22 protein-coding genes are annotated in these 25,134 nt (G+C 53.4%); 14 read left to right on the top strand and 8 right to left on the bottom strand.

Features of this window, described 5'->3' with window-relative positions; all coding sequences use genetic code 11:
- Window positions 1-169 precede the first annotated feature (169 nt).
- The 4 genes from cysB to acnA all read left to right on the top strand — a co-directional run bounded on the left by cysB (window position 170) and on the right by acnA (window position 5,141).
- Window positions 170-1,144, top strand: coding sequence for an HTH-type transcriptional regulator CysB (cysB, locus tag C7M51_RS07115; protein WP_160621147.1), 975 nt, complete (start codon window positions 170-172; stop codon window positions 1,142-1,144).
- Between the two features lie 496 nt (window positions 1,145-1,640).
- Window positions 1,641-1,802 carry a YmiA family putative membrane protein gene (locus C7M51_RS07110; RefSeq protein ID WP_160623593.1) on the top strand — a complete coding sequence of 54 codons (162 nt, stop codon included), beginning with the start codon at window positions 1,641-1,643 and terminating at the stop codon, window positions 1,800-1,802.
- A gap of 2 nt (window positions 1,803-1,804) precedes the next feature.
- On the top strand, window positions 1,805-1,969 hold the full coding sequence (locus tag C7M51_RS07105; RefSeq protein ID WP_160621146.1) for a hypothetical protein: 165 nt from the start codon (window positions 1,805-1,807) through the stop codon (window positions 1,967-1,969).
- Window positions 1,970-2,465: 496 nt separating this feature from the next.
- Window positions 2,466-5,141, top strand: coding sequence for an aconitate hydratase AcnA (acnA, locus tag C7M51_RS07100; RefSeq protein WP_160621145.1), 2,676 nt, complete (start codon window positions 2,466-2,468; stop codon window positions 5,139-5,141).
- A 38-nt stretch (window positions 5,142-5,179) separates the two neighbouring features.
- Here acnA and ribA read toward each other — a convergent pair whose 3' ends face one another.
- Window positions 5,180-5,773 (bottom strand): GTP cyclohydrolase II, encoded by a 594-nt coding sequence (gene ribA, locus C7M51_RS07095; RefSeq protein ID WP_160621144.1) that lies wholly within the window; start codon window positions 5,771-5,773, stop codon window positions 5,180-5,182.
- A 231-nt stretch (window positions 5,774-6,004) separates the two neighbouring features.
- Here ribA and pgpB point away from each other — a divergent pair, with 231 nt between their 5' ends.
- From pgpB to lapB, 3 genes are all read left to right on the top strand, one after another.
- The gene (pgpB, locus tag C7M51_RS07090) at window positions 6,005-6,775 is read left to right on the top strand and encodes a phosphatidylglycerophosphatase B (protein ID WP_160621143.1); all 771 of its coding nucleotides are present in this window, start codon (window positions 6,005-6,007) and stop codon (window positions 6,773-6,775) included.
- 144 nt (window positions 6,776-6,919) lie between these two features.
- Window positions 6,920-7,225 (top strand): LapA family protein, encoded by a 306-nt coding sequence (locus C7M51_RS07085; protein WP_160621142.1) that lies wholly within the window; start codon window positions 6,920-6,922, stop codon window positions 7,223-7,225.
- Between the two features lie 6 nt (window positions 7,226-7,231).
- Entirely contained in the window at window positions 7,232-8,401 is a 1,170-nt protein-coding gene (gene lapB / locus C7M51_RS07080) for a lipopolysaccharide assembly protein LapB (protein ID WP_160621141.1), read from the top strand.
- A 51-nt stretch (window positions 8,402-8,452) separates the two neighbouring features.
- Here the strand turns inward: lapB and C7M51_RS22590 are convergent, their stop codons facing one another.
- Window positions 8,453-8,584, bottom strand: a complete 132-nt coding sequence (locus C7M51_RS22590) for a hypothetical protein (protein WP_280116111.1) — start codon at window positions 8,582-8,584, stop codon at window positions 8,453-8,455.
- A gap of 45 nt (window positions 8,585-8,629) precedes the next feature.
- Here C7M51_RS22590 and pyrF point away from each other — a divergent pair, with 45 nt between their 5' ends.
- Window positions 8,630-9,352 (top strand): orotidine-5'-phosphate decarboxylase, encoded by a 723-nt coding sequence (pyrF, locus tag C7M51_RS07075; RefSeq protein WP_160621140.1) that lies wholly within the window; start codon window positions 8,630-8,632, stop codon window positions 9,350-9,352.
- On the top strand, window positions 9,349-9,672 hold the full coding sequence (gene yciH / locus C7M51_RS07070) for a stress response translation initiation inhibitor YciH (RefSeq protein ID WP_160621139.1): 324 nt from the start codon (window positions 9,349-9,351) through the stop codon (window positions 9,670-9,672). The genes pyrF and yciH overlap by 4 nt, the downstream gene beginning before the upstream one ends.
- A gap of 76 nt (window positions 9,673-9,748) precedes the next feature.
- Here yciH and osmB read toward each other — a convergent pair whose 3' ends face one another.
- A complete protein-coding gene (osmB, locus tag C7M51_RS07065) occupies window positions 9,749-9,964 on the bottom strand; it encodes an osmotically-inducible lipoprotein OsmB (protein WP_160621138.1) in 216 nt (71 codons plus the stop codon).
- A gap of 392 nt (window positions 9,965-10,356) precedes the next feature.
- Between osmB and araD the strand changes: the two genes are divergently transcribed.
- From araD to C7M51_RS07050, 3 genes are all read left to right on the top strand, one after another.
- The gene (gene araD / locus C7M51_RS07060; protein ID WP_160621137.1) at window positions 10,357-11,058 is read left to right on the top strand and encodes an L-ribulose-5-phosphate 4-epimerase; all 702 of its coding nucleotides are present in this window, start codon (window positions 10,357-10,359) and stop codon (window positions 11,056-11,058) included.
- Between the two features lie 168 nt (window positions 11,059-11,226).
- Window positions 11,227-12,210: a 2-keto-3-deoxygluconate transporter gene (kdgT, locus tag C7M51_RS07055; protein ID WP_160621136.1), complete on the top strand. Its 984-nt coding sequence runs from the start codon at window positions 11,227-11,229 to the stop codon at window positions 12,208-12,210.
- Between the two features lie 140 nt (window positions 12,211-12,350).
- A complete protein-coding gene (locus tag C7M51_RS07050; RefSeq protein WP_160621135.1) occupies window positions 12,351-13,217 on the top strand; it encodes a crotonase/enoyl-CoA hydratase family protein in 867 nt (288 codons plus the stop codon).
- A gap of 39 nt (window positions 13,218-13,256) precedes the next feature.
- Here C7M51_RS07050 and pdeR read toward each other — a convergent pair whose 3' ends face one another.
- The 5 genes from pdeR to C7M51_RS07025 all read right to left on the bottom strand — a co-directional run bounded on the left by pdeR (window position 13,257) and on the right by C7M51_RS07025 (window position 22,370).
- Window positions 13,257-15,242, bottom strand: coding sequence for a cyclic di-GMP phosphodiesterase (gene pdeR / locus C7M51_RS07045; protein ID WP_160621134.1), 1,986 nt, complete (start codon window positions 15,240-15,242; stop codon window positions 13,257-13,259).
- 222 nt (window positions 15,243-15,464) lie between these two features.
- Window positions 15,465-15,755, bottom strand: coding sequence for a YbdD/YjiX family protein (locus C7M51_RS07040; RefSeq protein ID WP_160621133.1), 291 nt, complete (start codon window positions 15,753-15,755; stop codon window positions 15,465-15,467).
- Window positions 15,748-17,814: a carbon starvation CstA family protein gene (locus tag C7M51_RS07035; RefSeq protein ID WP_160621132.1), complete on the bottom strand. Its 2,067-nt coding sequence runs from the start codon at window positions 17,812-17,814 to the stop codon at window positions 15,748-15,750. The genes C7M51_RS07040 and C7M51_RS07035 overlap by 8 nt, the downstream gene beginning before the upstream one ends.
- A gap of 193 nt (window positions 17,815-18,007) precedes the next feature.
- Complete coding sequence (locus C7M51_RS07030) at window positions 18,008-19,939, bottom strand: exoribonuclease II (protein ID WP_160621131.1); 1,932 nt, start codon at window positions 19,937-19,939, stop codon at window positions 18,008-18,010.
- A 124-nt stretch (window positions 19,940-20,063) separates the two neighbouring features.
- Window positions 20,064-22,370: an FdhF/YdeP family oxidoreductase gene (locus C7M51_RS07025; RefSeq protein WP_160621130.1), complete on the bottom strand. Its 2,307-nt coding sequence runs from the start codon at window positions 22,368-22,370 to the stop codon at window positions 20,064-20,066.
- Between the two features lie 243 nt (window positions 22,371-22,613).
- On the opposite strand from C7M51_RS07025, the gene C7M51_RS07020 reads away from it, so the two are divergent.
- Window positions 22,614-24,206 (top strand): PTS transporter subunit EIIC, encoded by a 1,593-nt coding sequence (locus C7M51_RS07020; RefSeq protein ID WP_160621129.1) that lies wholly within the window; start codon window positions 22,614-22,616, stop codon window positions 24,204-24,206.
- 421 nt (window positions 24,207-24,627) lie between these two features.
- Window positions 24,628-24,837: a hypothetical protein gene (locus tag C7M51_RS07015; RefSeq protein WP_160621128.1), complete on the top strand. Its 210-nt coding sequence runs from the start codon at window positions 24,628-24,630 to the stop codon at window positions 24,835-24,837.
- Window positions 24,838-25,134 lie beyond the last annotated feature (297 nt).

Raw genomic sequence — 25,134 nt, 5'->3', positions numbered from 1 at the left:
TGCCTTATAGCTAAAAGCTATACATCAGATTGAGAAATGTTATAGTGGTTATAGTATCACCTTCTGAATTTTCCTAACGCTATACCCGTTCGTTAAGCGCCTTGTTTGCGGATTTCTCCCTGGCTGCGCGCGGGTTCAGCGCGTGGCGTTATCATCGGGATGAATGACAATGAAATTACAGCAGCTGCGTTATATCGTGGAAGTGGTTAATCATAATCTGAACGTCTCCTCAACGGCGGAGGGGCTGTATACTTCGCAGCCGGGTATCAGTAAACAGGTGCGCATGCTGGAAGATGAGCTGGGCATCCAAATCTTTGCCCGCAGCGGCAAGCATTTAACTCAGGTCACGCCTGCCGGTGAAGAGATTATCCGTATCGCCCGTGAAGTGCTTTCTAAAGTGGAGGCGATTAAGTCGGTAGCGGGTGAACATACCTGGCCGGACAAGGGATCGCTGTATGTCGCCACGACGCACACGCAGGCGCGTTACGCGCTGCCGGGCGTGATTAAAGGCTTTATTGAACGCTATCCGCGCGTGTCACTGCATATGCATCAGGGATCGCCAACGCAAATCGCCGAAGCGGTGGCCAAGGGCAATGCTGATTTCGCGATTGCTACCGAAGCGCTGCATCTGTATGACGATCTGATTATGCTGCCTTGCTACCACTGGAACCGGGCCATCGTTGTGACGCCCGATCATCCGCTGGCGGGCAAAAGGGATATCACCATTGAAGAGCTGGCGGAATATCCGCTGGTTACCTATACCTTTGGCTTCACCGGACGCTCCGAGCTGGATACCGCTTTTAATAGGGCAGGGCTTTCCCCGCGTATTGTCTTTACCGCGACCGATGCCGATGTCATTAAAACCTATGTCAGATTGGGGCTGGGCGTTGGCGTCATTGCCAGCATGGCGGTAGATCCGGTCTCCGATCCCGATTTGGTGCGTATCGAAGCGGCTGATATTTTCACTAACAGCACCACTAAAATTGGCTTCCGTCGTAGCACCTTTTTACGCAGCTATATGTATGACTTCATTCAACGCTTTGCTCCGCATTTAACGCGCGATGTTGTAGATACCGCCGTTGCTTTACGTTCTAACGAGGATATCGAAGCAATGTTTAAGGATATTCGACTGCCCTTTAAATAATAAACCACATAAACAGAAAGGTAATAAGGTCGCATTGGCGGCCTTTTTTACTTTAATACCAGCCAATTACACACTTTACAGAATCTTTATGATTATTTTTCTATAAATGAAACATTCATCACATGTTTTTTTATTGTAATTAATTAATTGCGAAACAGTACACACTTTCATGCGGGCACTTTTGCAGAGTGCCAGGACTATTCTCATACTCAATTTAAACCGAGCCGTAAGCGCAGCTATCAGGCGGTATGAATGTGTTTTTGTCTGTTATTCTCTGGATCGGTTTAAGCGTTTTTGTGTAATATTTGACTTAAGGAGAGCAGCGTCTTTGATAGGTTAGTTAAATTATACTGATAGGAATGTAGGTCAACGATAAATTGTACTAATCGTTCAACTCAACAAAAATAGCTGGATTTTTGGTCTTAAAATGTTTAGGATTTCTCCTAAAAGCTGATTGGTGTTATCAATCATTTTATCGAGAGTGATTATCAAATCTATGGCTATGAGAATATCAGTACAACCTGTTGTACAGGGCAGCACAAATAACGTAGCACGCAGCGGAATGAGTCTTCGCCGTAAAGCCTGGTTGGCAGTCTTTGCCGCTTCTGGCCTGTTCTGGATTGCTGTTGCATTACTGGTTTGGCAACTCTGGAGTTAATTATGTGGGAACAAGCAATGCGTATTAAAGCGCAGCCGGTCCGCAAATTAAAAACGGGCAGCTGTACGCCCAAGCCGCAGGAAAAAGTGGTGATTCCGCAAGAATGGGCGCTTAACGATGCTCAGCGCAGCTTTATCGAATTAATGAGTGATAGTAACGATAAATAAACCACAATTACTTTCAGTAAATAATTATTTAAAAATAACTACTCACATATTCCTTCCTGTTGATCGGTAACCCGATCGGGCGTTTTTTAACCGCCTGAAGAACGTAACCACACGGTATTCGGTAGAATCTATTTAGTTGTTAAATAGATTCGGTGTTCTGTGTCTTAATGCGTCGGAAATCGACCTGAGAGGTGAAAATGAATATTTCTCTGTTCTCATTTTTTAGTGCTTCTGCCTATTCGCTGCTGATTTGGATCGCGGCCTTTTGGCTGTTTATACAGTAATACCTCTCAAACGTACTATTTTCTTCTGACGCCCCGTCTGTTTACAGCGGGGCGTTCTGTTTTCTCCTTTCATTGTTTTCTCCGCTTTGACTTATTTCTGCCGGTGTGTCGATTTGTGTTGTTATCAAAACGTTAACTCTGGTTTGTACTATCTTTAACGCAGACCTTATCGTCTATCAGGTTATTAAGAATGTGATAATAAAGGAGGAGCTATGTCGTTATCCCTGCGAGATATGAGTCAGGACACGCTGGATGTTGACGGGCAGCGCTATTATTTTTATAGCCTTCCGCGTGCCGCTCAGCAGCTGGGCGATCTCTCCCGCTTACCAAAATCCCTTAAAGTATTAATGGAGAACCTGCTGCGCTGGCAGGATGAAAGCTCCGTTACCGCTGAAGATATTCAGGCGCTGGCCGACTGGCAGAAAAGTGCCCATGCCGATCGTGAAATTGCTTACCGTCCCGCGCGCGTGCTGATGCAGGATTTTACCGGCGTACCGGCGGTGGTCGATTTAGCCGCGATGCGTGAAGCAGTGAAACGGCTTGGCGGTGAGGTAGCCAGAGTTAATCCGCTGTCGCCGGTCGATTTGGTGATTGACCATTCTGTCACCGTCGATCGTTTCGGTGACGATGACGCGTTTGAAGAAAATGTGCGCCTTGAAATGGAGCGTAACCACGAGCGCTACGTCTTTTTGCGTTGGGGGCAGAAAGCCTTTGATAAATTCCGCGTGGTGCCGCCTGGTACCGGTATCTGCCATCAGGTAAACCTGGAATATCTGGGTAAAGCGGTATGGCATGAAGAGCAGGAAGGCAAACGCTTTGCCTGGCCCGATACGCTGGTCGGCACCGATTCGCATACCACCATGATTAACGGCCTCGGCGTATTGGGGTGGGGCGTAGGCGGCATTGAGGCAGAAGCGGCGATGCTCGGTCAGCCGGTATCGATGTTAATTCCTGATGTGGTCGGCTTCAAACTGACCGGCAAGCTGCGTCCTGGCATCACGGCGACCGATCTGGTTCTGACCGTGACCCAGATGCTGCGCAAACATGGCGTGGTTGGCAAGTTTGTTGAATTTTATGGCGACGGGCTGGACGATCTGCCGCTGGCCGATCGGGCAACCATTGCGAATATGGCTCCGGAATATGGCGCAACCTGCGGCTTCTTTCCTGTCGATAGCGTAACGCTCGGCTATATGAAACTGACCGGCAGAAGCAGCGAGCAGGTAGCGCTGGTTGAAGCCTATGCGAAAGCGCAGGGGCTATGGCGCAATCCGGGGGATACGCCGGTATTTACCAGTACCCTGGCGCTGGATATGGATGACGTTGAAGCCAGTATTGCCGGGCCGAAGCGTCCACAGGATCGTGTGGCGTTGGGTGCAGTGCCGCAGGCTTTTCAGCAGAGTAACGAGCTGGAAGTTAACCACGCGCAAAAAGCGCATCGCCCGGTGACCTGGTTCGATGGCGAACAGCAGCATGAGCTGAGCGATGGCGCGGTGGTTATCGCCGCCATCACCTCCTGTACCAACACCTCTAACCCCAGCGTGCTGATGGCGGCGGGTTTGCTGGCGCAAAAAGCGGTTACGCTGGGACTACAGCGTAAGCCGTGGGTGAAAGCATCGCTGGCTCCGGGTTCTAAGGTGGTATCGGATTATCTGGCTACCGCACGTTTGACGCCCTGGCTCGATAAGCTGGGCTTTAACCTGGTGGGCTACGGCTGTACCACCTGTATCGGTAACTCCGGCCCGCTGCCAGAAAATATCGAAAACGCCATTAAGCAGGGCGATCTGACCGTGGGTGCCGTACTGTCAGGTAACCGTAATTTTGAAGGGCGCATTCATCCGTTGATCAAAACGAACTGGCTTGCTTCGCCGCCGCTGGTGGTCGCCTATGCGCTGGCGGGGAATATGAATATCAATCTGCAAACCGACCCTATCGGCGAAGATCAAAGCGGTAAGCCGGTCTATCTGAAAGATATCTGGCCTTCGCCGGATGAAATTACCGCGGCGGTGCAGCAGGTTTCCAGCGATATGTTCCTGAAGGAATATTCGGAGGTCTTTGACGGCACACCGGAATGGCAGCAGATTAGCGTCAGCGAAGCGGCTACCTATGACTGGGATGAAAGCTCAACCTATATCCGACTGTCGCCTTTCTTTGACGATATGGAGAAAACGCCGAAGCCGATTGAAGATATCAAAGGCGCGCGTATTCTGGCGATGCTCGGCGACTCCGTTACGACCGACCATATTTCTCCGGCAGGCAGCATCAAAGCGGAAAGCCCGGCGGGACGTTACCTGCTGGCACACGGCGTTGAGCGTACCGATTTTAACTCCTACGGTTCGCGTCGCGGCAACCATGAAGTGATGATGCGCGGGACTTTTGCCAATATCCGCATTCGTAATGAAATGGTACCCGGCGTGGAGGGCGGCATGACGCGCCTGGAGCCAGGCGGTGAACCGCTCTCTATCTACGATGCGGCGATGGCCTGGCAGAAGCAGGGCGTACCGCTGGCAGTGATTGCCGGGAAAGAGTATGGCTCCGGTTCCAGCCGCGACTGGGCTGCAAAGGGGCCACGTTTGCTTGGCGTGCGGGTGGTTATCTGTGAATCCTTTGAGCGTATCCACCGCTCAAACCTGATCGGCATGGGCATTCTGCCGCTGGAGTTTCCGCAGGGCGTTACCCGCAAAACCTTGCAGCTAACCGGCGATGAGCGGATCGATGTGGAAAATCTGGCGGCGTTGACGCCTGGCGGCACGGTGAAGGTAACGCTAACGCGCCCTGATGGCAGTAAGGAGGAGCTGGCAACCCGCTGCCGTATCGATACCGGTAATGAGCTGACTTATTACCAGAACGACGGCATCCTGCACTACGTTATTCGTAATATGCTGAATTGATAAAAAAGCCGGGTAGATAAACCCGGCTTTTTTTATCTTCACGATTTGGGCAATAAATGGCCCATTTTTTCCGCTTTGGTATCAAGGTAATGGGCGTTTTTTGGGTTACGCCCCACGACCAGCGGTACGCGCTCAACGATATTAATACCTGCTTCGCTGAGAATCTCCACCTTACGTGGATTGTTGGTCAGCAGGCGCACTTCATCCACGCCCAGCAGTTTGAACATATCGGCGCACAGCGTGAAATCACGTTCGTCAGCGGCGAAGCCCAGATGGTGGTTCGCTTCAACGGTGTCGTAACCTTTATCCTGTAACGCATAGGCGCGGATTTTATTCAGCAGGCCGATATTGCGCCCTTCCTGACGATGATAAAGCAGAATGCCGCGGCCCTGTTCCGCTATTGCATTCAGTGCCGCTTCCAGCTGAAAGCCGCAGTCGCAGCGCAGGCTGAACAGCGCATCGCCGGTCAAACATTCAGAATGAACGCGTGCCAGCACGGCTTCACTGCCGCTGATATCACCAAACACCAGCGCGACATGATCGTGGCCGGTAGCCAATTCTTCAAATCCCACCATGAGGAAGTCGCCCCAGGGCGTGGGCAGTTTAGCTTCTGCCACCCGTTTAAGCTGCATGTGACTCTCCAGAACCATCTTAGGTTGCGCTATCATCAAGCTAGCGCGTATTGGTCAGCTTGACCGAAATTATTGTGAACTATTTTGCCATAACCCGCCCGGATACAGGTAATACGACGTAACGATTGAAGCGATAACGCACGATTATCCATGTTGTTCTGGTTATGTTGTTAATTTCTAAGCTATTATTAAATTCCAAACGGCAGTTTTCAATAACTATAAGGAAGAAACATGCTGGAGATAGCAAAACGCACGGCGTTAGGCGCACTGTTACTGTCGATAATGCCGCTTGCCATATGGCTTTCCGGCTGGCAGTGGCAGCCGGGTGCCAGCGGTCCGGGGCTGCGCTTTCTGTTCTGGATGACGGAAACCGTTACGCGTCCCTGGGGCATTCTTACCAGCGCGTTGCTGTGCGCCTGGTTTCTCTGGTGCCTGCGTTTTCGCCTGAAGCCTGCATTACTTTTGCTGGCGATCATGGTGTCAGCGATTCTGGCGGGTCAGTATGCTAAGTCGTTTATTAAAACGCTGGTGCAGGAGCCGCGCCCTTATGTACTCTGGCTGGAAAAGACACACAATATTCCAGGTGAGCGATTTTATCAGCTGGATCGTCCGGCACGTAGCGCGATGGTGCAAAAGCTGGTTGCTGATGATACCCATATTCCCTTATGGCTGAAGCGTCACTGGGCGTTTGAAACCGGTTTTGCGTTTCCTTCCGGGCATACCATGTTCGCTGCCAGCTGGGCGCTGCTGGGTATCGGCCTGCTCTGGCCGCGTCGCCACTTAAAAACCGTCTGGGTATTGATGATATGGGCCGTGGCGGTCATGGGGAGCCGGGTATTGTTGGGGATGCACTGGCCGCGCGATCTGCTGGTGGCGACCTGGATCAGCTGGCTGCTGGTAACGTTCGCCAGCTGGCTGACGCAACGGCTGTGCGGGCCGCTGACGATTCCGCCTGATGAACATCAGGAGATCGCCCAGCGCGAGCAGGAGAAAAAAAGCTGATTGCAAAACGGCTTTTAGGCCCCATAACCGAAATATAAGAACACGCTATTTATCATCATGCTAAGTTAAGACGATTTCTGATCAAGCATCGTTATAACATTTTTGGCATAATCCTTTTGCTTACACCGAATTACAGGACGACATGTGAAATATTTACTGATCTTTTTATTGGTTCTGGTGATATTTATCATCTCCGTTACGCTCGGTACCCATAATGACCAGGTGGTGACGTTTAACTATCTGATTGCACAGGGCGAATACCGTATTTCCACCTTGCTGGCTTCCCTGTTTGGTGCCGGTTTTGTACTGGGCTGGGCAATTTGCGGCCTCTTCTGGCTGCGGGTACGCGTAGCGCTGGCAAATGCTCAGCGTAAGTTGAAACGTCTGCAACAGCAGACGGTACAGACCGAAAGCGTCAAGCCGTCACAGCCGACCGCCGTCAAGGAATAACTTTTCATGTTGGAACTGCTGTTTCTGTTACTGCCCGTGGCTGCGGCTTATGGCTGGTACATGGGGCGCAGAAGTGCGCAGCAGGATAAACAGCAGGAAGCCAACCGCCTGTCGCGTGACTATGTCGCTGGCGTAAACTTTCTGTTGTCAAACCAGCAAGACAAGGCAGTCGATCTCTTTCTTGATATGTTGAAAGAGGATAGCGGCACGGTAGAAGCGCATCTGACGCTGGGTAACCTGTTTCGTTCGCGTGGCGAGGTCGATCGTGCCATTCGTATCCACCAGTCCCTGATGGAAAGCGCGTCGCTGAACTATGAGCAGCGACTGTTGGCGGTGCAGCAGCTGGGGCGGGATTACATGGCGGCAGGGTTCTACGATCGCGCTGAAGAGATGTTCGGTCAGCTGACGGATGAGACAGATTTTCGCCTCAGCGCGCTGCAACAGTTGCTATTGATCTATCAGGCAACCAGCGAGTGGCAGAAGGCTATCGACACGGCAGAAAGGCTGGTCAAGCTGGGTAAAAGCCGTCATCAGATGGAAATCGCACATTTTTACTGTGAGCTGGCGCTACAGGCGATGAGCAGCGACGATCTCGATCGCGCGCTGAACCTGCTGAAAAAGGGCGAGGCTGCCGATCGGCAGAGCGCTCGCGTCTCTATCATGATGGGGCGCATCTTTATGGCGAAGGGTGACTATGCCCGTGCCGCCGCCCACTTGCAGCGCGTCATCGAACAGGATAAAGAGCTGGTAAGCGAAACGCTGGAGATGCTGGAGAGCTGTTATCAGCATCTGGCGCAACCGGCGGCCTGGGCTGACTACCTGCGCCGCTGTGTGGAGGAGAATACCGGCGCGCAGGCTGAGCTCTATCTGTCCGATATACTGGAGCGCGAAGAAGGTGCTGAAGTGGCGCAGATGTATATTAATCGCCAGCTTCAGCGCCATCCCACGATGCGTGTTTTTCATCGCCTGATGGATTTTCACCTGCATGAGGCGGAAGATGGGCGGGCGAAAGAAAGTCTGATGGTACTGCGCGATATGGTTGGCGAGCAAATTCGCACCAAGCCGCGCTACCGCTGCCAAAAATGCGGTTTTACCGCGCATGCGCTCTACTGGCACTGTCCTTCCTGCCGTGCCTGGTCCTCAGTTAAACCTATTCGCGGGCTGGACGGGCAGTAGGCTATTAATGCCCGCTGCTGCCTTCGCCGGCGGTATCAGTTCTTTTTTTAGTTACAACATACTGAAAGATAACAACAGCATGCCTGGCTCACCAGCGGAGAGTGAGGTCAGCCAGAAACAGAATGACAGACGAGGAGAAAGGTTAAGGCTGTTTTCCACTGCGCTGCGCAGGTAAAATGGCACCGTTTTCTCCTGCGCCTTGCGCCGCTTATTGTTGAAGGAATAGCCATGTCTCAACCTCAAAACCTCATCGACTCGCCTGTTTTAGTCGCGCTTGATTATGCCGATCGCGATCGCGCGCTGGCTTTTGTTGACCGTATCGATCCCCGCAGCTGTCGGCTCAAGGTCGGCAAGGAGATGTTTACGCTGTTTGGGCCGCAGTTCGTTCGCGATCTGCATCAGCGCGGTTTTGAGGTCTTCCTCGATTTGAAATTCCACGATATTCCTAACACCGTTGCTCATGCGGTGGCCGCCGCCGCCGATCTTGGTGTCTGGATGGTCAACGTCCACGCCAGCGGCGGGGCACGTATGATGACGGCAGCCCGCGAGGCGCTAAACGGTTTTGGCGCGCAGGCCCCGTTATTGATTGCGGTAACGGTACTGACCAGCATGGAAGCGACCGATCTGCACGATATTGGCATCACGGCGACACCAGCGGAGCATGCGGCGCGGCTGGCGCGTTTGACACAGCAGTGCGGGCTGGATGGCGTGGTTTGTTCCGCTCATGAGGCGACTACGTTGAAACAGCAGCTGGGTCAGGCATTTCAGCTGGTCACGCCCGGTATCCGTCCGGCAGGCAGCGATGCAGGCGATCAGCGTCGTATTATGACGCCGGTACAGGCGCAGCAGGCGGGCGTTGACTATATGGTAATTGGGCGTCCAATCACCCAATCCGACGATCCTTCCGCTACCCTGCAGGCGATACTTGCTTCGCTGAAGGAGCGCGTATGAGTAAGGATAATCCTCTGGTCTATTCCACTGACGGCGGACGGATTGCCCAGCCGGAAGTGAAAGCGCCGCGCCCGAAAGGTGATGGCGTGGTGCGTATTCAGCGACAAACCAGCGGTCGCAAGGGGAAGGGCGTCTGTATTATTACCGGTCTCGATCTGGACGATGCCGGACTGAATAAACTGGCTGCCGAACTAAAGAAAAAATGTGGCTGCGGCGGTGCGGCGAAAGAGGGAACGATTGAAATTCAGGGTGACAAACGCGATGAGTTAAAAAGCCTGCTGGAAGCCAAAGGTTTTAAAGTAAAACTGGCGGGCAGTTAAAAAAGCAGGGCCGCTTAATAAGCGGCCCCGTTATCATAGTAGATGCGCTGCGTAGCCTGTCATTATTATTTAAATATCAGTCAATCTGGTGACCGATAATACCGCCCACTGCGGCACCGCCTACGGTACCGAGGCCGCTGCCGTTGGTCAGCACAGAGCCGCCGATAGCCCCCGCGCCTGCACCAATAGCGGTGTTGCGGTCGCGTTTAGACCAGTGGCTGCACCCTGTCAGCGACAGCGCCAGAACAGTAGCCAGAACGGTAGCAGAAAGGCGTTTTGCATTTTTTGTCATAATCACTTCTCCTTAATTGTGCTCGCCGAGGAACCCTTTAAGTATAGACGGCTTGCTCTGCGTCTCTGGTTCGCTGACGGTTTATTTTCGATTGCTTACACATCCCAGTTTGTGCCGCTTGCGTAGCGGAACAGGCTCAACTCCCCCGCGTCCTTTCCGTCAGGAACAGCAATAACCACTAATGCTAAGGGTGCTAATTATCACCCCTGGTTAAATTGTATCAATTAATTATAGGTACTACCAAAAATTGCAACAGGTTAAAAACTCCTAATTAACTTCGCAAAAACTCTGATTCAGCTAAATTGCGTCATCTAATCAGCCAGCGTTTCCATACCTTTACCGCACCAGTCCACTAACAATAAGGTATTCACTGGATGCAGGATGGAATATTTATGCTGGAACAACTTAAAGAACAGGTACTTGCGGCCAATCTTGCCCTACCGGAACATCAGCTGGTGACTTTTACCTGGGGAAACGTCAGCGCTATCGATCGTGAACGCGGGCTACTGGTGATTAAGCCTTCCGGCGTTAGCTATAAAGCTATGAAGCGTGACGATATGGTAGTGGTAGCGCTGGAGAGTGGTGAGGTTATCGAAGGTGATAAACGGCCATCTTCAGATACAGCCACACATCGGGCGCTCTATCAGGCCTGGGAAAATATTGGTGGTATTGTGCATACCCATTCGCGCCACGCCACCATCTGGGCGCAGGCGGGGCGCGACATTCCAGCCTGGGGCACCACCCATGCGGATGATTTCTACGGTGCCATTCCCTGCACGCGCATGCTGACGGATAACGAAATTGCAGATAGCTATGAGTGGGAAACCGGTCAGGTCATTATTGAAACCCTGCGCCAGCGTGATATTGCACCGCATACCGTTCCGGCGGCGCTGGTACATTCGCATGGCCCTTTCGCCTGGGGCAAAAATGCTGAGGATGCCGTACATAATGCGGTGGTGCTGGAGGAGGTAGCCTATATGGCACTTTTTAGCCAGCAGCTTGCGCCTGCGCTGCCGACGATGCAGCAAACGTTGCTCGATCTTCACTGGCAGCGGAAGCATGGAACGAATGCCTGGTATGGGCAAAAAAATTGACGCTAATCTCAATATTGAAAACGCGGTTCAATTTTTTATAAAACAACGTTTCAAAAATATAGGCGAGATCACTTTTTCCATCTAAAAATAGGGTTATGTTGCGCGCCAACGACCCTATTGGGCCGTGCAGGACCGAATCATTGTCCTGTTTAACTAAGGTGGAAAAAAATGCAAATCAAGAAAGCTATCGATAAAATTCCAGGTGGGATGATGTTAGTGCCCCTCTTTTTGGGGGCGCTTTGTCATACCTTTTCCCCCGATGCGGGTAAACATCTGGGATCGTTTACCAACGGTCTGATGAGCGGGACGGTGCCGATTCTGGCCGTCTGGTTCTTCTGTATGGGCGCGTCGATTAAAATCAGCGCTACCGGTACCGTGCTGCGTAAATCAGGCACGCTGGTAGTGACTAAAATCGCCGTTGCATGGATCGTTGCCGCTATTGCTTCCCGTTTTATCCCTGAAAATGGATTTGAAGTGGGTATGCTGGCAGGGCTTTCTACACTGGCATTAGTGGCCGCGATGGATATGACCAACGGTGGTCTTTATGCATCGCTGATGCAGCAGTACGGCACAAAAGAAGAGGCGGGTGCCTTTGTTCTGATGTCGCTGGAATCTGGCCCGCTGATGACCATGGTTATTCTGGGTACGGCAGGTATCGCATCGTTTGAGCCGCACGTATTTGTCGGCGCGGTGCTGCCTTTTGTTGTGGGTTTCACGTTAGGCAACCTCGATCCTGAGCTGCGTGAATTCTTCAGCAAAGCGGTGCAGACCCTGATTCCTTTCTTCGCATTCGCGCTGGGTAATACCATCGATCTTTCCGTGATCGCGCAGACAGGTCTGCTGGGTATTCTGCTGGGTATTGCGGTCATCATCATAACCGGTATTCCGCTGATTATTGCCGATCGTTTGATTGGCGGCGGTGACGGTACGGCGGGCGTGGCAGCGTCCAGCTCAGCGGGTGCTGCGGTGGCAACGCCGGTACTGATTGCGGAAATGGTGCCGCAGTTTAAACCGGTAGCGCCTGCGGCAACTACGCTGGTGGCAACGTCAGTGATCGTAACCTCACTGTTAGTGCCAATCATTACTGCTGTTTATTCTAAGTGGGTGAAACGTCAGCGTATTGCTGCTGACCAGACCGCTGCAATTAAGTAATCTCTTGCCAGCCTCACCGACGATTTGTCGGTGAGGCTTTCTGCTTTTTATCTTAAAAATCAGACCTTCATTCAGTGTTGTCTCGCTCTGCATTACGCTGGTGTTGCGTTTAACGCATCACTAATACAGAGGATGAGACTATGTCAGTAATTAACCAACCCACCTGCAGACTGTTCACCGAAGCTGGACAAACTTCCCAACTGGATGCTTATTATGAAGAAGAGCGACGTACCATGTGGATGTTGCTACGGGCGGAACCGCGTCCATCCTTCAATCACGCGCTGATCGAAGAGATCATGAACCTGAGCTACGCTGCTCAACGTTCAGGCTTAACGATCGATTTTTGGGTCACCGGCTCGCTGGTGCCGCAAATGTTCAACGCCGGTGGCGATCTCAGTTTTTTTGTCGATTGTATTCAAAACGGGCGCCGTGAAGCGCTGCGTGCCTACGCGCGTGCCTGCGTAGACTGCATTCATGCAGCGGCACGCGGTTTTGATACCGGTGCGGTAACTATCGCGATGGTGGAGGGCAGCGCGTTGGGCGGCGGCTTCGAGGCGGCACTGGCCCATCATTTTCTGCTGGCCCAGAATAACGCCCGTATGGGATTCCCGGAAATCGCTTTTAACCTGTTTCCCGGCATGGGCGGCTACTCGCTGGTGGCCCGGCGTGCGGGCATGAAGCTGGCGGAAGAGTTGATCTGCGACGGTGAAAGCCATACCGCAGAGTGGTTTGAAACCCGCGGCCTTGTGGATCGGCTGTTTCAGCCGGGAGAAGGCTACCGTGCCACACGCACCTTTATTGATACGCTGCGTCCGAAACTCAATGGCGTTAAGGCGATGCTGAAGGCGCGTCAGCGCGTGTTGCAGTTAACTCGTGCTGAGCTGATGGATATCACCGAGGACTGGGTGGACTTTGCTTTTTCTATTGAAGAAAAGGATCTCGCCTATATGGCACGCCTGGTGCAGTTGCAAAATCGTCTGAGTTCACAGCTGCGTAAGGCTAGCTAAGGGCTATGCTTCAGGCATAAACCTCGTTAACAGGAAGTACTAAGCACCAGCAGAACGCTGAGCCAGCCAATGTTCCAGCTTGTCTGCGGGCATTGGCTTTCCGTAATAGTAGCCCTGGCGCTCATCGACGCCGTTCTCCAGTAAAAACTGCTCCTCTTTTTCCGTCTCCACGCCTTCCGCGATAACCCGCAGATGCAGCGCTTTCGCCACTGCGACGATAGCATGTACCAGCGATTGCGATACCGGACGCTCATCCACGCCGCGCACAAAGCTTTGATCCAGCTTGATAGCATCAATCGGCACCCGGGCCAGCTGGGAGAGCGAGGAGTAGCCGGTACCAAAATCGTCCAGATGTACTTCCGCGCCCAGCTCGCGAAACTGGTGCATCAGATGCAGCGCCTGCTGCTCATTTTCAATCAGGCAGCTTTCGGTCAGTTCAATATCGATTGGGCTGACGGTGATGCCGTTTAACTGTAGCGCCTGTTTCAGATCGTTGTAGATACTTTGGTCGATAAGCTGTCGTGCGGAGACGTTTACCGCAATGCGCAGAAAAATGCCTTTTTGACGCCAGGTCAGAATCTGCTGTAGTGCGGTAAGCAACACCCAGCGTCCCAGCGGGACAATCAGGCCGGACTCTTCGGCATAGGAGATAAACTCATTGGGCGGGATCAGGCCGCGCTCCGGCGACAGCCAGCGCACCAGCGCCTCTGCGCTGTAAACCTTGCCGTTCGGGCTGATTTTGGGCTGATAGTGGATAATCAGCTGATGATGCTCCAGCGCTTTACGCAGGTTAGTATCGAGCCAGAGGTATTCAAATACCCGCTGGTTCATCTCCGGCGAAAACAGACAAACCTGGCCGCGTCCGCTCTCTTTGGCGTGATACATCGCCGTATCGGCGTTACGAATCAGGTTTTCACGATCTTCGCCATGCTCCGGGGCCAGCGCAATACCGATAGAGCAACCGGTATAGACTTCAATCAGGCCGATGCGAAAAGGCTGGCGCAGCCGGGTAAGAATACGGGCCGCCATCGCTTCCAGCGCTGCCTGGTTGCTGTTTTCCGCCAGCACGATAAACTCGTCGCCGCCGAGCCGCCCCAACGTTTGCTGCGCTTCCAGGCAGGAGAGCACCGCCAGCGATACCGCCTGCAACAGCTGATCGCCGAACATATGACCGTAGGCGTCGTTCACCTTTTTAAAGTTATCCAGATCGAGATAAACCACGCCGATCTGACCATCACTGCGCTTTTCCAGCACTTCGGTAATGCGCTGGTGAATGGCGTTACGATTCGGCAGGCCGGTCACCGTATCGGTATTCGCCAGCACGCGCAGCCGCTCCTGCGCGCGCCGCTCTTCGGTAATATCGGTGCCGGAGCAGATCAGATAGATTTCGTTTTTGCCGCTGCCGCTGTGCACAAATTTATTGCGGAACAGAAACAGACGCTGGCCCTTGCGGGTTTTAATCCAGCGCTCTACTTCATAGGAGCTGCCGTCGCGGAAAAAGCCGGTAATGTTACGGCGCGACGCCAGCGCCTCCTGCCTGGTCATAAATAGCTTAAAGACGTTACGCCCGATCACTTCCTGCTCTTTCAACCCGGTATACTCCTCGCTCAGGCGATTAAAGCGCTGAATATTGCCGTGCTGATCGAGAATAACGATGACTGAATTGGCTTCCGATACGACCTGTTCGGCAAAAGAAAGCCCCTGCGTCAGATCGCGCGCCACCGATGAGGTATCGCCCCAGGCCGAAGCGGTGCCCGCCCATTCGCCCTGATTGACCTTGCGCCCGACAAAGTGCATCGGTAGCTCTTCACCACGTAGATTAATGACCAGGTTTACGCTGGATGTCACCACGGTCATGGCGCGCAGCAGCTGTGCCTGAGAAGAAGAGAGCGGCACGGCGAGATTGGTATCCGCCAGCTCTTCGCGTGATAGCCTGAGCGCATCGCTGTCGGATGTAAGGTGCCAGTAGGGGCTGCGAGTACCAAACAGCGTAAAGAGTAACGTTTGCCCCTGATCGTCAAGCATACGGACCATCCTATAAAAAGAACGCGCGAACTATCGTTATTTTAGTAATACTTTCCGCCCGAATACATAAGCACAGCGCGCATCAGAACGAATATTTTTCTGTTGAAAATTAACATTTAGCGCAGCAGATGAGAATAAAGCGCCATTTTACATGGCGCAAGCGAAGTTATACCGCACAGGGATACTATCAGGCAAAACGGAAGGTTAACACCGGTTAATGATTCAACAGGGGCACTTTCCGACTTTACCTGCCTGGCTGGGAAAACGTGCTTCAAGGCAGTAGCGATGAAACGCCTTCTCCGACATCGGCGGCGTGGCAGGATGGTGCAGCCGCATATGGCGCAGATAGGTTTGGTAATCCTGTACGCCAACCATCAGGCGAAAACTCTGCGCCAGCCGTTGCCAGAACAGGCGCAGGCCCCGTGGTGCGGTGGTTGCTGGCGCAGACAGTAACCGACAGCGATAAATGAGCGGCGCCTTGCGTGGCGGCGGTAATAAAAAGTATTCAGACATGACGCGCCTCCTTACGCAGTGCAGGCGTGGTTTCCTGTGTGGTGGGGCGCTCGCTTTTCAGGGCGCGGCGAATCACAAAAAAGGCGGCAATCAGCATCGTGACGGCAACCAGCATAAAGAAGGCGCACAGCGCGGCGTTAATCTGATTGCTCAAGACAATCGTCTGCATATCCGCGATGCTTTTTGCCGGGGCGATGATTACACCCTCATTGATCGCCTTGCTGAATTTGTTCGCCTGCGCCAGAAAACCAATCGCGGGTTTCTCATGGAAGATTTTCTGCCAGCCTGCGGTCATCGAGGTAATAAACAGCCATGCCGTCGGCAGAATCGTTACCCAGGCGTAGCGCTGTTTCTTCATTTTAAACAACACCACGGTACCCAGAATCAGCGCCATTGAGGCCAGCATCTGGTTACCGATGCCAAACAGCGGCCAGAGCGTATTGATGCCGCCCAGCGGATCGACCACACCCTGGTACACGAAGAAGCCCCAGCCTGCCACCGCCACGGTGGTTCCTGCCATATTGCCCAGCCAGGAGCGGTTGTTTGCCAGTCCTGGAATCAGCGTGCCCGCCAGATCCTGCACCATAAAACGGCAGGCGCGGGTACCGGCGTCCACGGCGGTAAGAATAAACAGTGCTTCGAACAGGATGGCAAAGTGATACCAGAACGCCATCATTGCGCGGCTGTTAAACACATCGGTAATGATATGCGCCATACCAACGGCAAAAGTAGGCGCGCCGCCAGCACGTGAAAGTATCGAGGTTTCACCAACGTCGCGGGCAATGCCGTTCAGCATCTCTGGCGTGACCACAAATCCCCAGCCGTTAATCACCTGTGAGGCATTTTCCACCGAGGTGCCGATCAGCGCCGCTGGCGCATTCATGGCAAAATAAACGCCTGGATCGATCACTGAAGCGCAAATCAACGCCATAATGGCGACAAAGGATTCCATAAGCATTGCGCCATAGCCGATAAAGCGGATATGGCTTTCACGCTCGACCAGCTTCGGCGTGGTGCCGCTGGAGACCAGCGCATGAAAGCCGGAGATCGCGCCGCAGGCAATGGTGATAAACAGGAAGGGGAACAGCGCGCCGGAGAAAACCGGGCCGCTGCCGTCAATAAAGCGCGAAACGGCGGGCATTTTCATCTCCGGCATGGCGAACAGAATGCCAATCGCCAGCCCGACGATAACGCCGATTTTTAAAAAGGTAGAGAGATAATCGCGCGGTGCCAGCAGCAGCCAGACCGGCATCACCGAGGCGATAAAGCCATAGGCGACCAGCACCCAGGTCAACGTGGTGCCTTTCAGCGTAAAGAAGGGGCCCCAGTAAGGATGCTGAGCGATATCGCCGCCGTAGATAATCGCCGCCATCATCAGCACGAAGCCAATCAATGAAACCTCAGCGATTTTCCCCGGACGCAGGAAACGCATCCAGATGCCCATCAGCAGCGCGATAGGGATTGTCGCGGCAATGGTAAACAACCCCCACGGGCTGTTCGCCAGCGCTTTCACCACCACCAGCGCCAGCGCCGAGAGAATAATGATCATCACGCCAAGCGCGCCCAGCATAGTAATCACCCCGGCAAAAGCACCCAGCTCCTGGCGCGCCATCTCTCCCAGCGATCGTCCGTCACGTCGCGTCGAGATAAACAGCACCAGGAAATCCTGTACCGCACCGGCCAGCATGACGCCAACCAGAATCCAGATAGTGCCGGGCAAAAAACCCATCTGTGCCGCCAGAATAGGGCCGACCAGTGGTCCGGCACCGGCAATCGCCGCAAAGTGATGCCCGAACAATACCCATTTATTGGTGGGCACATAGTCAAGGCCGTCGTTATAGCGTTCGGCGGGCGTGATGCGGTTATCGTTAAGTTCGAAGATATTCCTGGCGATAAACAAACTGTAAAAGCGGTAAGCGATGCTGTAGCAGGCGACTGCCGCGACCACCAGCCAGACGGCGTTAACCGGCTCGCCCCGGTTAATCGCCAGCATGGCGAAAGCAAAAGCGCCAATCAACGCCACGGCTAACCAGGTTAGGCCGGTTCTGACGTTTTTCATGACTTACTCCTTGTAGCATCCAGAGGAAAAGGGATGGGGATATTAAGCAAGTTAAAAGTAATTTAAAGAATTGCTAAAGAAAGGAGGAGTTTAAGGAAGTGTGAGGCGGCAGGCGTTTTTAACAGTAACGAAAGTAAGAGAGGAAAAATAAACGGAAGCGGGACAGCTAAATGGCTGTCCCGTAAGCGCGTTATCAGGCAGCGGGGCGTGCCACGATACTGCGGGTTTCCATACGAACTTCGGCGATAGTCACCTCAATAACATCAGTCACGCGATAAACCACGTCGCCTTTTACCTGCACCGTGCCGCTTTCCTGGCTGCATACCAGTTCATCGCGCACCGCGTGGATAAAGGGGGCTGGGATAAAGGCGACGGCACCGTTATCCAGCAGACGCACACGCATACCACCACGGGAGATATCGATAATCTCAGCGCTGAAGCGGGTATCGCTGCCCGCCGCTTTTTGCAGGAAACGGGCATAGAGCCAGTCACCCACATCGCGCTCGGCCATACGATTCAGACGACGACGCTCACTCATTTTCAGCGTGATTTCATCGGCAGGGCGCGGTGCGCTTTCACCACGAATAATCGCTTTCAGCAGGCGATGATTGATCATATCGCCATACTTACGAATTGGTGAGGTCCAGGTTGCATAGGCTTCAAGGCCCAGCCCAAAGTGCGGGCCCGGCTCGATGCTGATTTCTGCAAAGGACTGGAAACGACGAATACGGCTGTCGAGGAACTGCGTTGGCTGTGCATCCAGCTGGCGGCGCAGCTGACGGAAACCTTCCAGCGTAGCCATTGCGGTTGCGTCGGCTGTGATGCCATGATTCGCCAGCACGGCGGCTGCCTGCTCAGCGTTAATGGCGTCAAAGCCCAGATGTACGTTATAGATGCCGAAACCAAGCTTCTCGCGCAGCACCATCGCGGCACAGATATTGGCAGCGATCATCGCTTCTTCAACGATACGGTTAGCGATACGGCGCGGCTCTGCGATGATATCCAGCACTTCGCCTTTTTCTCCCAGCAGGAAGCGATAGTCGGGACGATCTTTAAACACCAGCGCATGTTGCTGACGCCACGCTACGCGCGCCTGGCAAATACGGTGTAGCAGACGGATCTGCCGGGCAATCGCTTCGCTTGACGGCTGCCATTCACCGCTGTTTTCCAGCCAGTCGGAGACGTCGTCATAGACCAGCTTGGCTTTAGATTCGACCCAGGCCGCAAAGAAATGCACGTCGGACAGGCTGCCATCCTGGGCGACGGTTACACGACAGGCCAGCGCCGGACGGCGCTCATCAGGACGCAGCGAGCAGACATCGTCAGAAAGTTCGCGCGGCAGCATCGGGATATTAAAGCCCGGCAGATAGTTGGTGAAGGCGCGTTCGGCAGCAATGGCGTCCAGCTCGCTGTCGGCAGGGACGTAAGCGGTAGGATCGGCGATGGCGATAGTCAGGCGCAGCGCGTTATCGTCCAGCTCTTCGACAAACAATGCATCGTCCATATCTTCCGTGCTGGCGCTGTCGATAGTGACAAAATCCAGCGCGGTAAGATCTTCACGCTCCAGTTTTTCATCCAGCATTTCGCTGAAGTTAACCGCTGGTGCTTCACGCTCAAGGTTATGACGTGACAGTGTCACCCACCACGGTGCCAGATGATCGTCACCGGTGGTAATAAATTCTGTCAGCTCAGCGTAAAAACCGCGATCGCCTTTTAACGGATGGCGACGCATTTCCGCCACTGCCCAGTCACCCGCCTGAAAATCATGCTGCAGGCTGCGCGCCGGACGGCAGGGAATGGCGTCCTTCAGCAACGGATGGTCAGGGACGATTGACAGACGATCGTCTTTTTTCTGCACCCGGCCAACGAAACGCGTCAGGAAAGGCTCTACCAGCGTTTCCGGCTCAACAATTTCGCGATCTTTGTCAGTTTGCAACGCTGCAATCACCCGGTCGCCATGCATCACTTTCTTCATCTGCGGCGGCGGAATAAAGTAGCTTTTTTGTGCATCGACTTCTAAGAAACCGAAACCTTTTTCGGTGCCTTTTACCACCCCTTCCACACGCGGCGTCTGGGCATGAAGCTTCTCTTTAAGCTGCGCAAGCAGCGGGTTATCCTGGAACATAGTTGTTTTTAGTTTCGTGGCCTAAGAGCGGCAGACAGTTTTACGCGATTACCTGTCATGCAGCAAGGTGTAATAAACGCAAAAAGCCGGGTAGCTCCGGCTTTTTACACAGACTTACAGCCTATCAGGCAATACGCTGCGAGGCCACTTCCACCGTAAGTGAAATTTTCACCGGTATGGATTTAGAGGTTGGCGTGCCGCTGCCGTCGCCAAAGCTGGAGAGGGGAACCAGCGGGTTGGTTTCCGGGTAATAGGCCGCCAGGTTACCGCGTGGAATATTGTAGGGCACCAGCTTAAAGCCGCTGACGCGACGGGTAATCCCATCGTTCCACAGGGTTTCAATATCCACGTTCTGTCCGGCGCTGTAGCCCAGCTCGCGCATATCTTCCGGGTTGATAAACAGCACTTCGCGCTGGCCGTAAACGCCACGATAGCGATCGTCGAGGCCGTAAATCGTGGTGTTGTACTGATCGTGCGAACGCAGCGATTGCAGGGTAAAAGGTACCTCAATATCGCCCAGCTGCGGGTAAAGCGACGTTGGCAAAGCCGCCGCGCTGAAGTGCGCTTTACCGTCCGGCGTATTAAAACGCAGCTCTGCCGCGGCGTTACCCAGATAGAATCCGCCGGGCTGCTCGCATTTCTTATTGAAATCGGCAAAACCTGGGATGGTGGCGGCGATATGGTCGCGAATTTTGTTGTAATCCGCCGCCAGCGCCAGCCAGTCAAGGTTAAAGCTGCTGAGTACGGCGTTAGCGATGCCCGCCACAATGGCGGTTTCAGAGCGTTGCGTGTCCGCCAGCGGCTTGCCGACACCCTCAGAGGCGTGCACCATACTGAAGGAATCTTCCACGGTAATAAACTGCGAGCCGGTCGCCTGCATATCCTGCTCGGTACGGCCCAGCGTCGGCAGGATCAGGCTGTCGTGCCCCGGCACCAGATGGCTGCGGTTCAGCTTGGTGCTGATGTGCACGGTCAGGCCACAGCGCTGCATCGCTTCTTCGGTACGCGGGCTGTCCGGCGCGGCGGCGGCAAGGTTGCCGCCCAGCGCGATCAGTACTTTAATTTCATCACGCAGCATCGCTTCCAGCGCCTCAACGGTGTTGTGGCCCGGTGCACGCGGCGGTTCAAAATTAAAATGTTTTGCCATCGCATCAAGGAAAGCCTGAGACGGCTTCTCATCGATACCCATGGTGCGGTTGCCCTGTACGTTACTGTGGCCGCGCACCGGGCACAGACCTGCGCCTTTTTTGCCGAGCTGACCAAACAGCAATTGCAGGTTAACGATCTCGCGTACGGTATCCACCGAGTGTTTGTGCTGGGTAATGCCCATCGCCCAGGTACAGATAACGCGATCGGCGCTCTGGTAGATGGCTGCCGCCTCACGCAGCTGTTGCTCGCTCAGGCCGGACTGCTGCACGATCTGTTCCCAGCTGGTGGCGTCAACGGCGTCCAGATAATCCTCCACGCCCTGGGTAGTGGCGCTGATAAAGGCATCGTCAAACAGACCTTTTTCGCCTGCGGCGATACGGGCGCGATGCGTTTCCGCCAGCGCTTTAACCATACCGCGTACCGCAGCCATATCGCCGCCGAGGTTAGGCTGGTAATAGGTAGAACTAATGGTGCCCGCTTTCGAAGTTACCACTTCCAGGGGTTTCTGCGGATCGGCAAAACGCTCCAGGCCGCGCTCGCGCAATGTATTGAACGTAACAATGCGTGCGCCGCGATCGGCAGCATGACGCAGGCTGTGCAGCATACGCGGATGGTTGGTACCGGGGTTCTGACCGAAAACAAAGATTGCGTCTGCATGATCGAAATCGTCCAGACGGATAGTGCCTTTGCCCACGCCGATACTGCGCTTCAGGCCGGAGCCGCTGGCTTCATGACACATGTTCGAGCAGTCAGGGAAGTTGTTGGTGCCAACCATGCGCCCAAACAGCTGATAGAGCCAGGAGGCTTCGTTGCTGGCGCGCCCTGAGGTGTATAGCTCCATCTGATCGGGGTTGTCCATTGCGTGAATATGCTGAGCGATCAGCGCAAAGGCGTTATCCCAGCTAATCGGTTCGTAATGGTCGGTCAGACGGTTATAGCGTAGCGGCTCGGTCAGGCGGCCCTGATACTCCAGAAAATAGTCGCTTTGCTGGTAAAGGGTGCTGACGCTGTGCTGCGCGAAAAAGTCAGCATCGACGAAGCGACGAGTTGCCTCCCAGGTTACCGCCTTAGCACCATTTTCGCAGAAGCTGAAGGTGCTTTTATTGTCGTCTCCCCAGGCACAGCCTGGGCAGTCAAAGCCTTTAGCTTTGTTCATGCGCATCAGGTTACGCATGTTTTTTAACGCTTGTTTGCTGTCAATAACGAAACGGGTGGTCGCTTCCAGCGAGCCCCAGCCGCCCGCCGCGGCCTGGTACGGTTTTATTTGCGATTTGAATTTCATATGGATGCAGGTGTTGGTGTTTAAGAATCGTTAAATATTTATTGCGTCTTTTGCTGGGGAGTCTGCTTCTGGTTAAATATTTTGTCTAATTGATTGACTTAATGGTGTGATAGGTTTCCTTTATCGCGGCGTCAAAAAGTGTGAATTCGCTCAAATTTTATCCTTTGCCAACCGCTGCCTGGGCGGTGTGAATCCCATAGCTGGCTAATAATGAAGCTTTCTGCCCAGCGACAGAGGCCTTTGATGAAAGATTTCACCAGCAAGATTCACGCGTTCGGCAAGGCATTGATGATGCCTATTTCAGTGATAGCCGCCGCCGGTATTTTTCTTGGCGTGGCCGCTGCGATGCAAAACCCTGCCATTACCGGCGATGCGTTCGCCAGTATGCAGACGCCGCAAATAATCATCAGCTTTATTCGCAAGGTGGCGGGGGCGCTGTTTGCCAACCTGCCGGTCTTTTTTGCCGTTGCCAGCGCTATCGGCCTGGCAAAGGCGGAGAAGCCGACTGCCGCCTTTGCCGCCGTGATTGGCTTTATCGCTATGCATGTTGGTATCAGCGCTACGTTGGCTGCGAAAGGGATAACGTCGCAAACCACTACGCCAGAAGCGCTACAGCAGGCCGGAATGGATCAGACCACGGCGATGATGACCTCGGCAGAATATATCGATATGCTGGGGATCTTCACCTTTAACATGAGCGTCCTGGGTGGGGTAATTGCCGGGCTGCTGACGGTGATGCTGCATAACCGTTTTTATACTCAGCAGTTGCCGACCGCGATCAGCTTTTTTGGCGGGCGACGTTTTGTACCGATCGTTACGGTAGTGGTGCTGCCGCTGGTGGGGGTACTACTGGCACTGATTTGGCCGACCATCGGCGCAGGCATCGCCTGGGTTGGCGAGTTTATCGGTAAAAGCGGGCAGTACGGCGCTTTTTTACTCGGTACCTGCGAACGATTGCTGATCCCCACCGGGCTGCACCATATTCTGAATGAAACCGTACGCTTTACGCCGATTGGCGGCATTGCCACCGTCGATAATCAGACTATTGTGGGGGCGCTGAATATTTTCAACGCCTCGTTGACGCATCCCGGAACTATCCCGGATGATATCGTGCGTGGCGCAACCCGTTTTCTTGCTCAGGGAAAAATTCCGGTAATGATGTTTGGCCTGCCGGCGGCGGCGCTGGCAATTTACCACACCGCGCGCCCGGAGCATAAACAGCGCGTTAAGGCGCTGGTGCTGGCGGGGGCCTTAACCTCATTTACTACCGGTATTACCGAGCCGCTGGAATTCTGCTTCATTTTTGTTTCGCCTGTGCTTTATATCCTGCATGCCTTGCTGACCGGCCTCTCATTTATGCTGATGTCGATGCTGCATCTGATGATTGGCAACGTGCAGGGCGGTGCTATCGATCTGGTGGTGTTCGGTATTCTTGGTGGAGCGAAAACCCACTGGTGGTGGACGCTGGCGCTGGGCGTGATTTACGCGCCGCTGTACTACTACGGCTTTAAGTGGGTGATCAGGCGTATGAACGTTGAAACGCCGGGACGCGAAGTGGAAGAGCAGGAGACGGCACCGCAGGCGTTTAGCGTCGATGATCGAACCAAAGTCATCATCAGCGGGTTGGGCGGCGAAAATAACATTGAGGAAGTTGACTGCTGCTTTACCCGTCTGCGTGTCCGGGTGAAAGATATGAAAGAAGTTGTGGATCAAACCCTGATGTCTACCGGTGCCAATGGGGTTAATCGCGTCAGCGATCATGACGTTCAGGTTATCTATGGGCCGCAGGTAGAGAAGATCGCTAACGAGGTTAAAGTCGCGCTCGGCGTTGCCTGATACGGATCGGGCCAAATGAACGTCGAACAGGGCGTGACCGCGCTATTTTTCAGCAGAAGGTAAACTATAGTCAGGGGAAGACCTGTACTTTAGGGGAGTAGAACCATAAATTAGTTTTATAAATAATGACGGCATCTTCTCGCTTACGGTTCGTCCGGTTTGAATTTAAACCACCTAAACGCTGCGTGCAGCCCGAAAAATGCGTCTGTAAACGAGGAGATGGCACAATAGTGCGGTCACACCAGGGGAACCCCATACCGTAAGCTGGTTATTTCGGTAACAATATAAATACAATTAAATTTAAGTATAAGGCTACCTGCGGGTGGCCTTTTTATTGGTTGTCAGAGCAGTCTGCATTTCCGGCGTCTGTTCAGGCTATCGCCTATACTCTGTTAACTTACCTGCGTTAATGGAGGAACCTATGTCAGAACGTCCCGACCACAACAAGCCTTTCCCGGACGACCATAAACATCATGGCCTGCCTGAAGTTGCGCCACACGCTCCTAATCCTTATGAAGAGGATGATTTCGCTGCTAATGGCGCGCCAGATCGGGCGGGAGAGATCCCGCGTAAGCGTGATGACAGCAGCGATGATAAAGACGATCCGTACGATACCGACGGCAAACACTAATCTGATGATGACATCAACATGATAAAAAACCCCGACATTTCCGATCGGGGTTTTTTATTTCTCCCGAGATAAAGTTGTCTGTTTTTAACGCAATAATGTTCGTCTGAAGCTACTGTTCCCCTGCAAACTGTGAGTTATGAAACAGAATGCACATAAGGTTATTCCTTTTCCTCTGTATTTTTATTTTTAGCTGCCGATAACTTATAAGAGCGGCAGCATAAGCGCTACGTCGCCGTGACGAGAACAAGAAACACATTATGGACATCCCATTGTGAGCTTATGCCAGCCACAATAATA

It is taken from the genome of Mixta intestinalis, assembly GCF_009914055.1.
GTDB lineage: Bacteria > Pseudomonadota > Gammaproteobacteria > Enterobacterales > Enterobacteriaceae > Mixta > Mixta intestinalis.
This window is presented reverse-complemented; position numbering and strand designations above follow the sequence as displayed.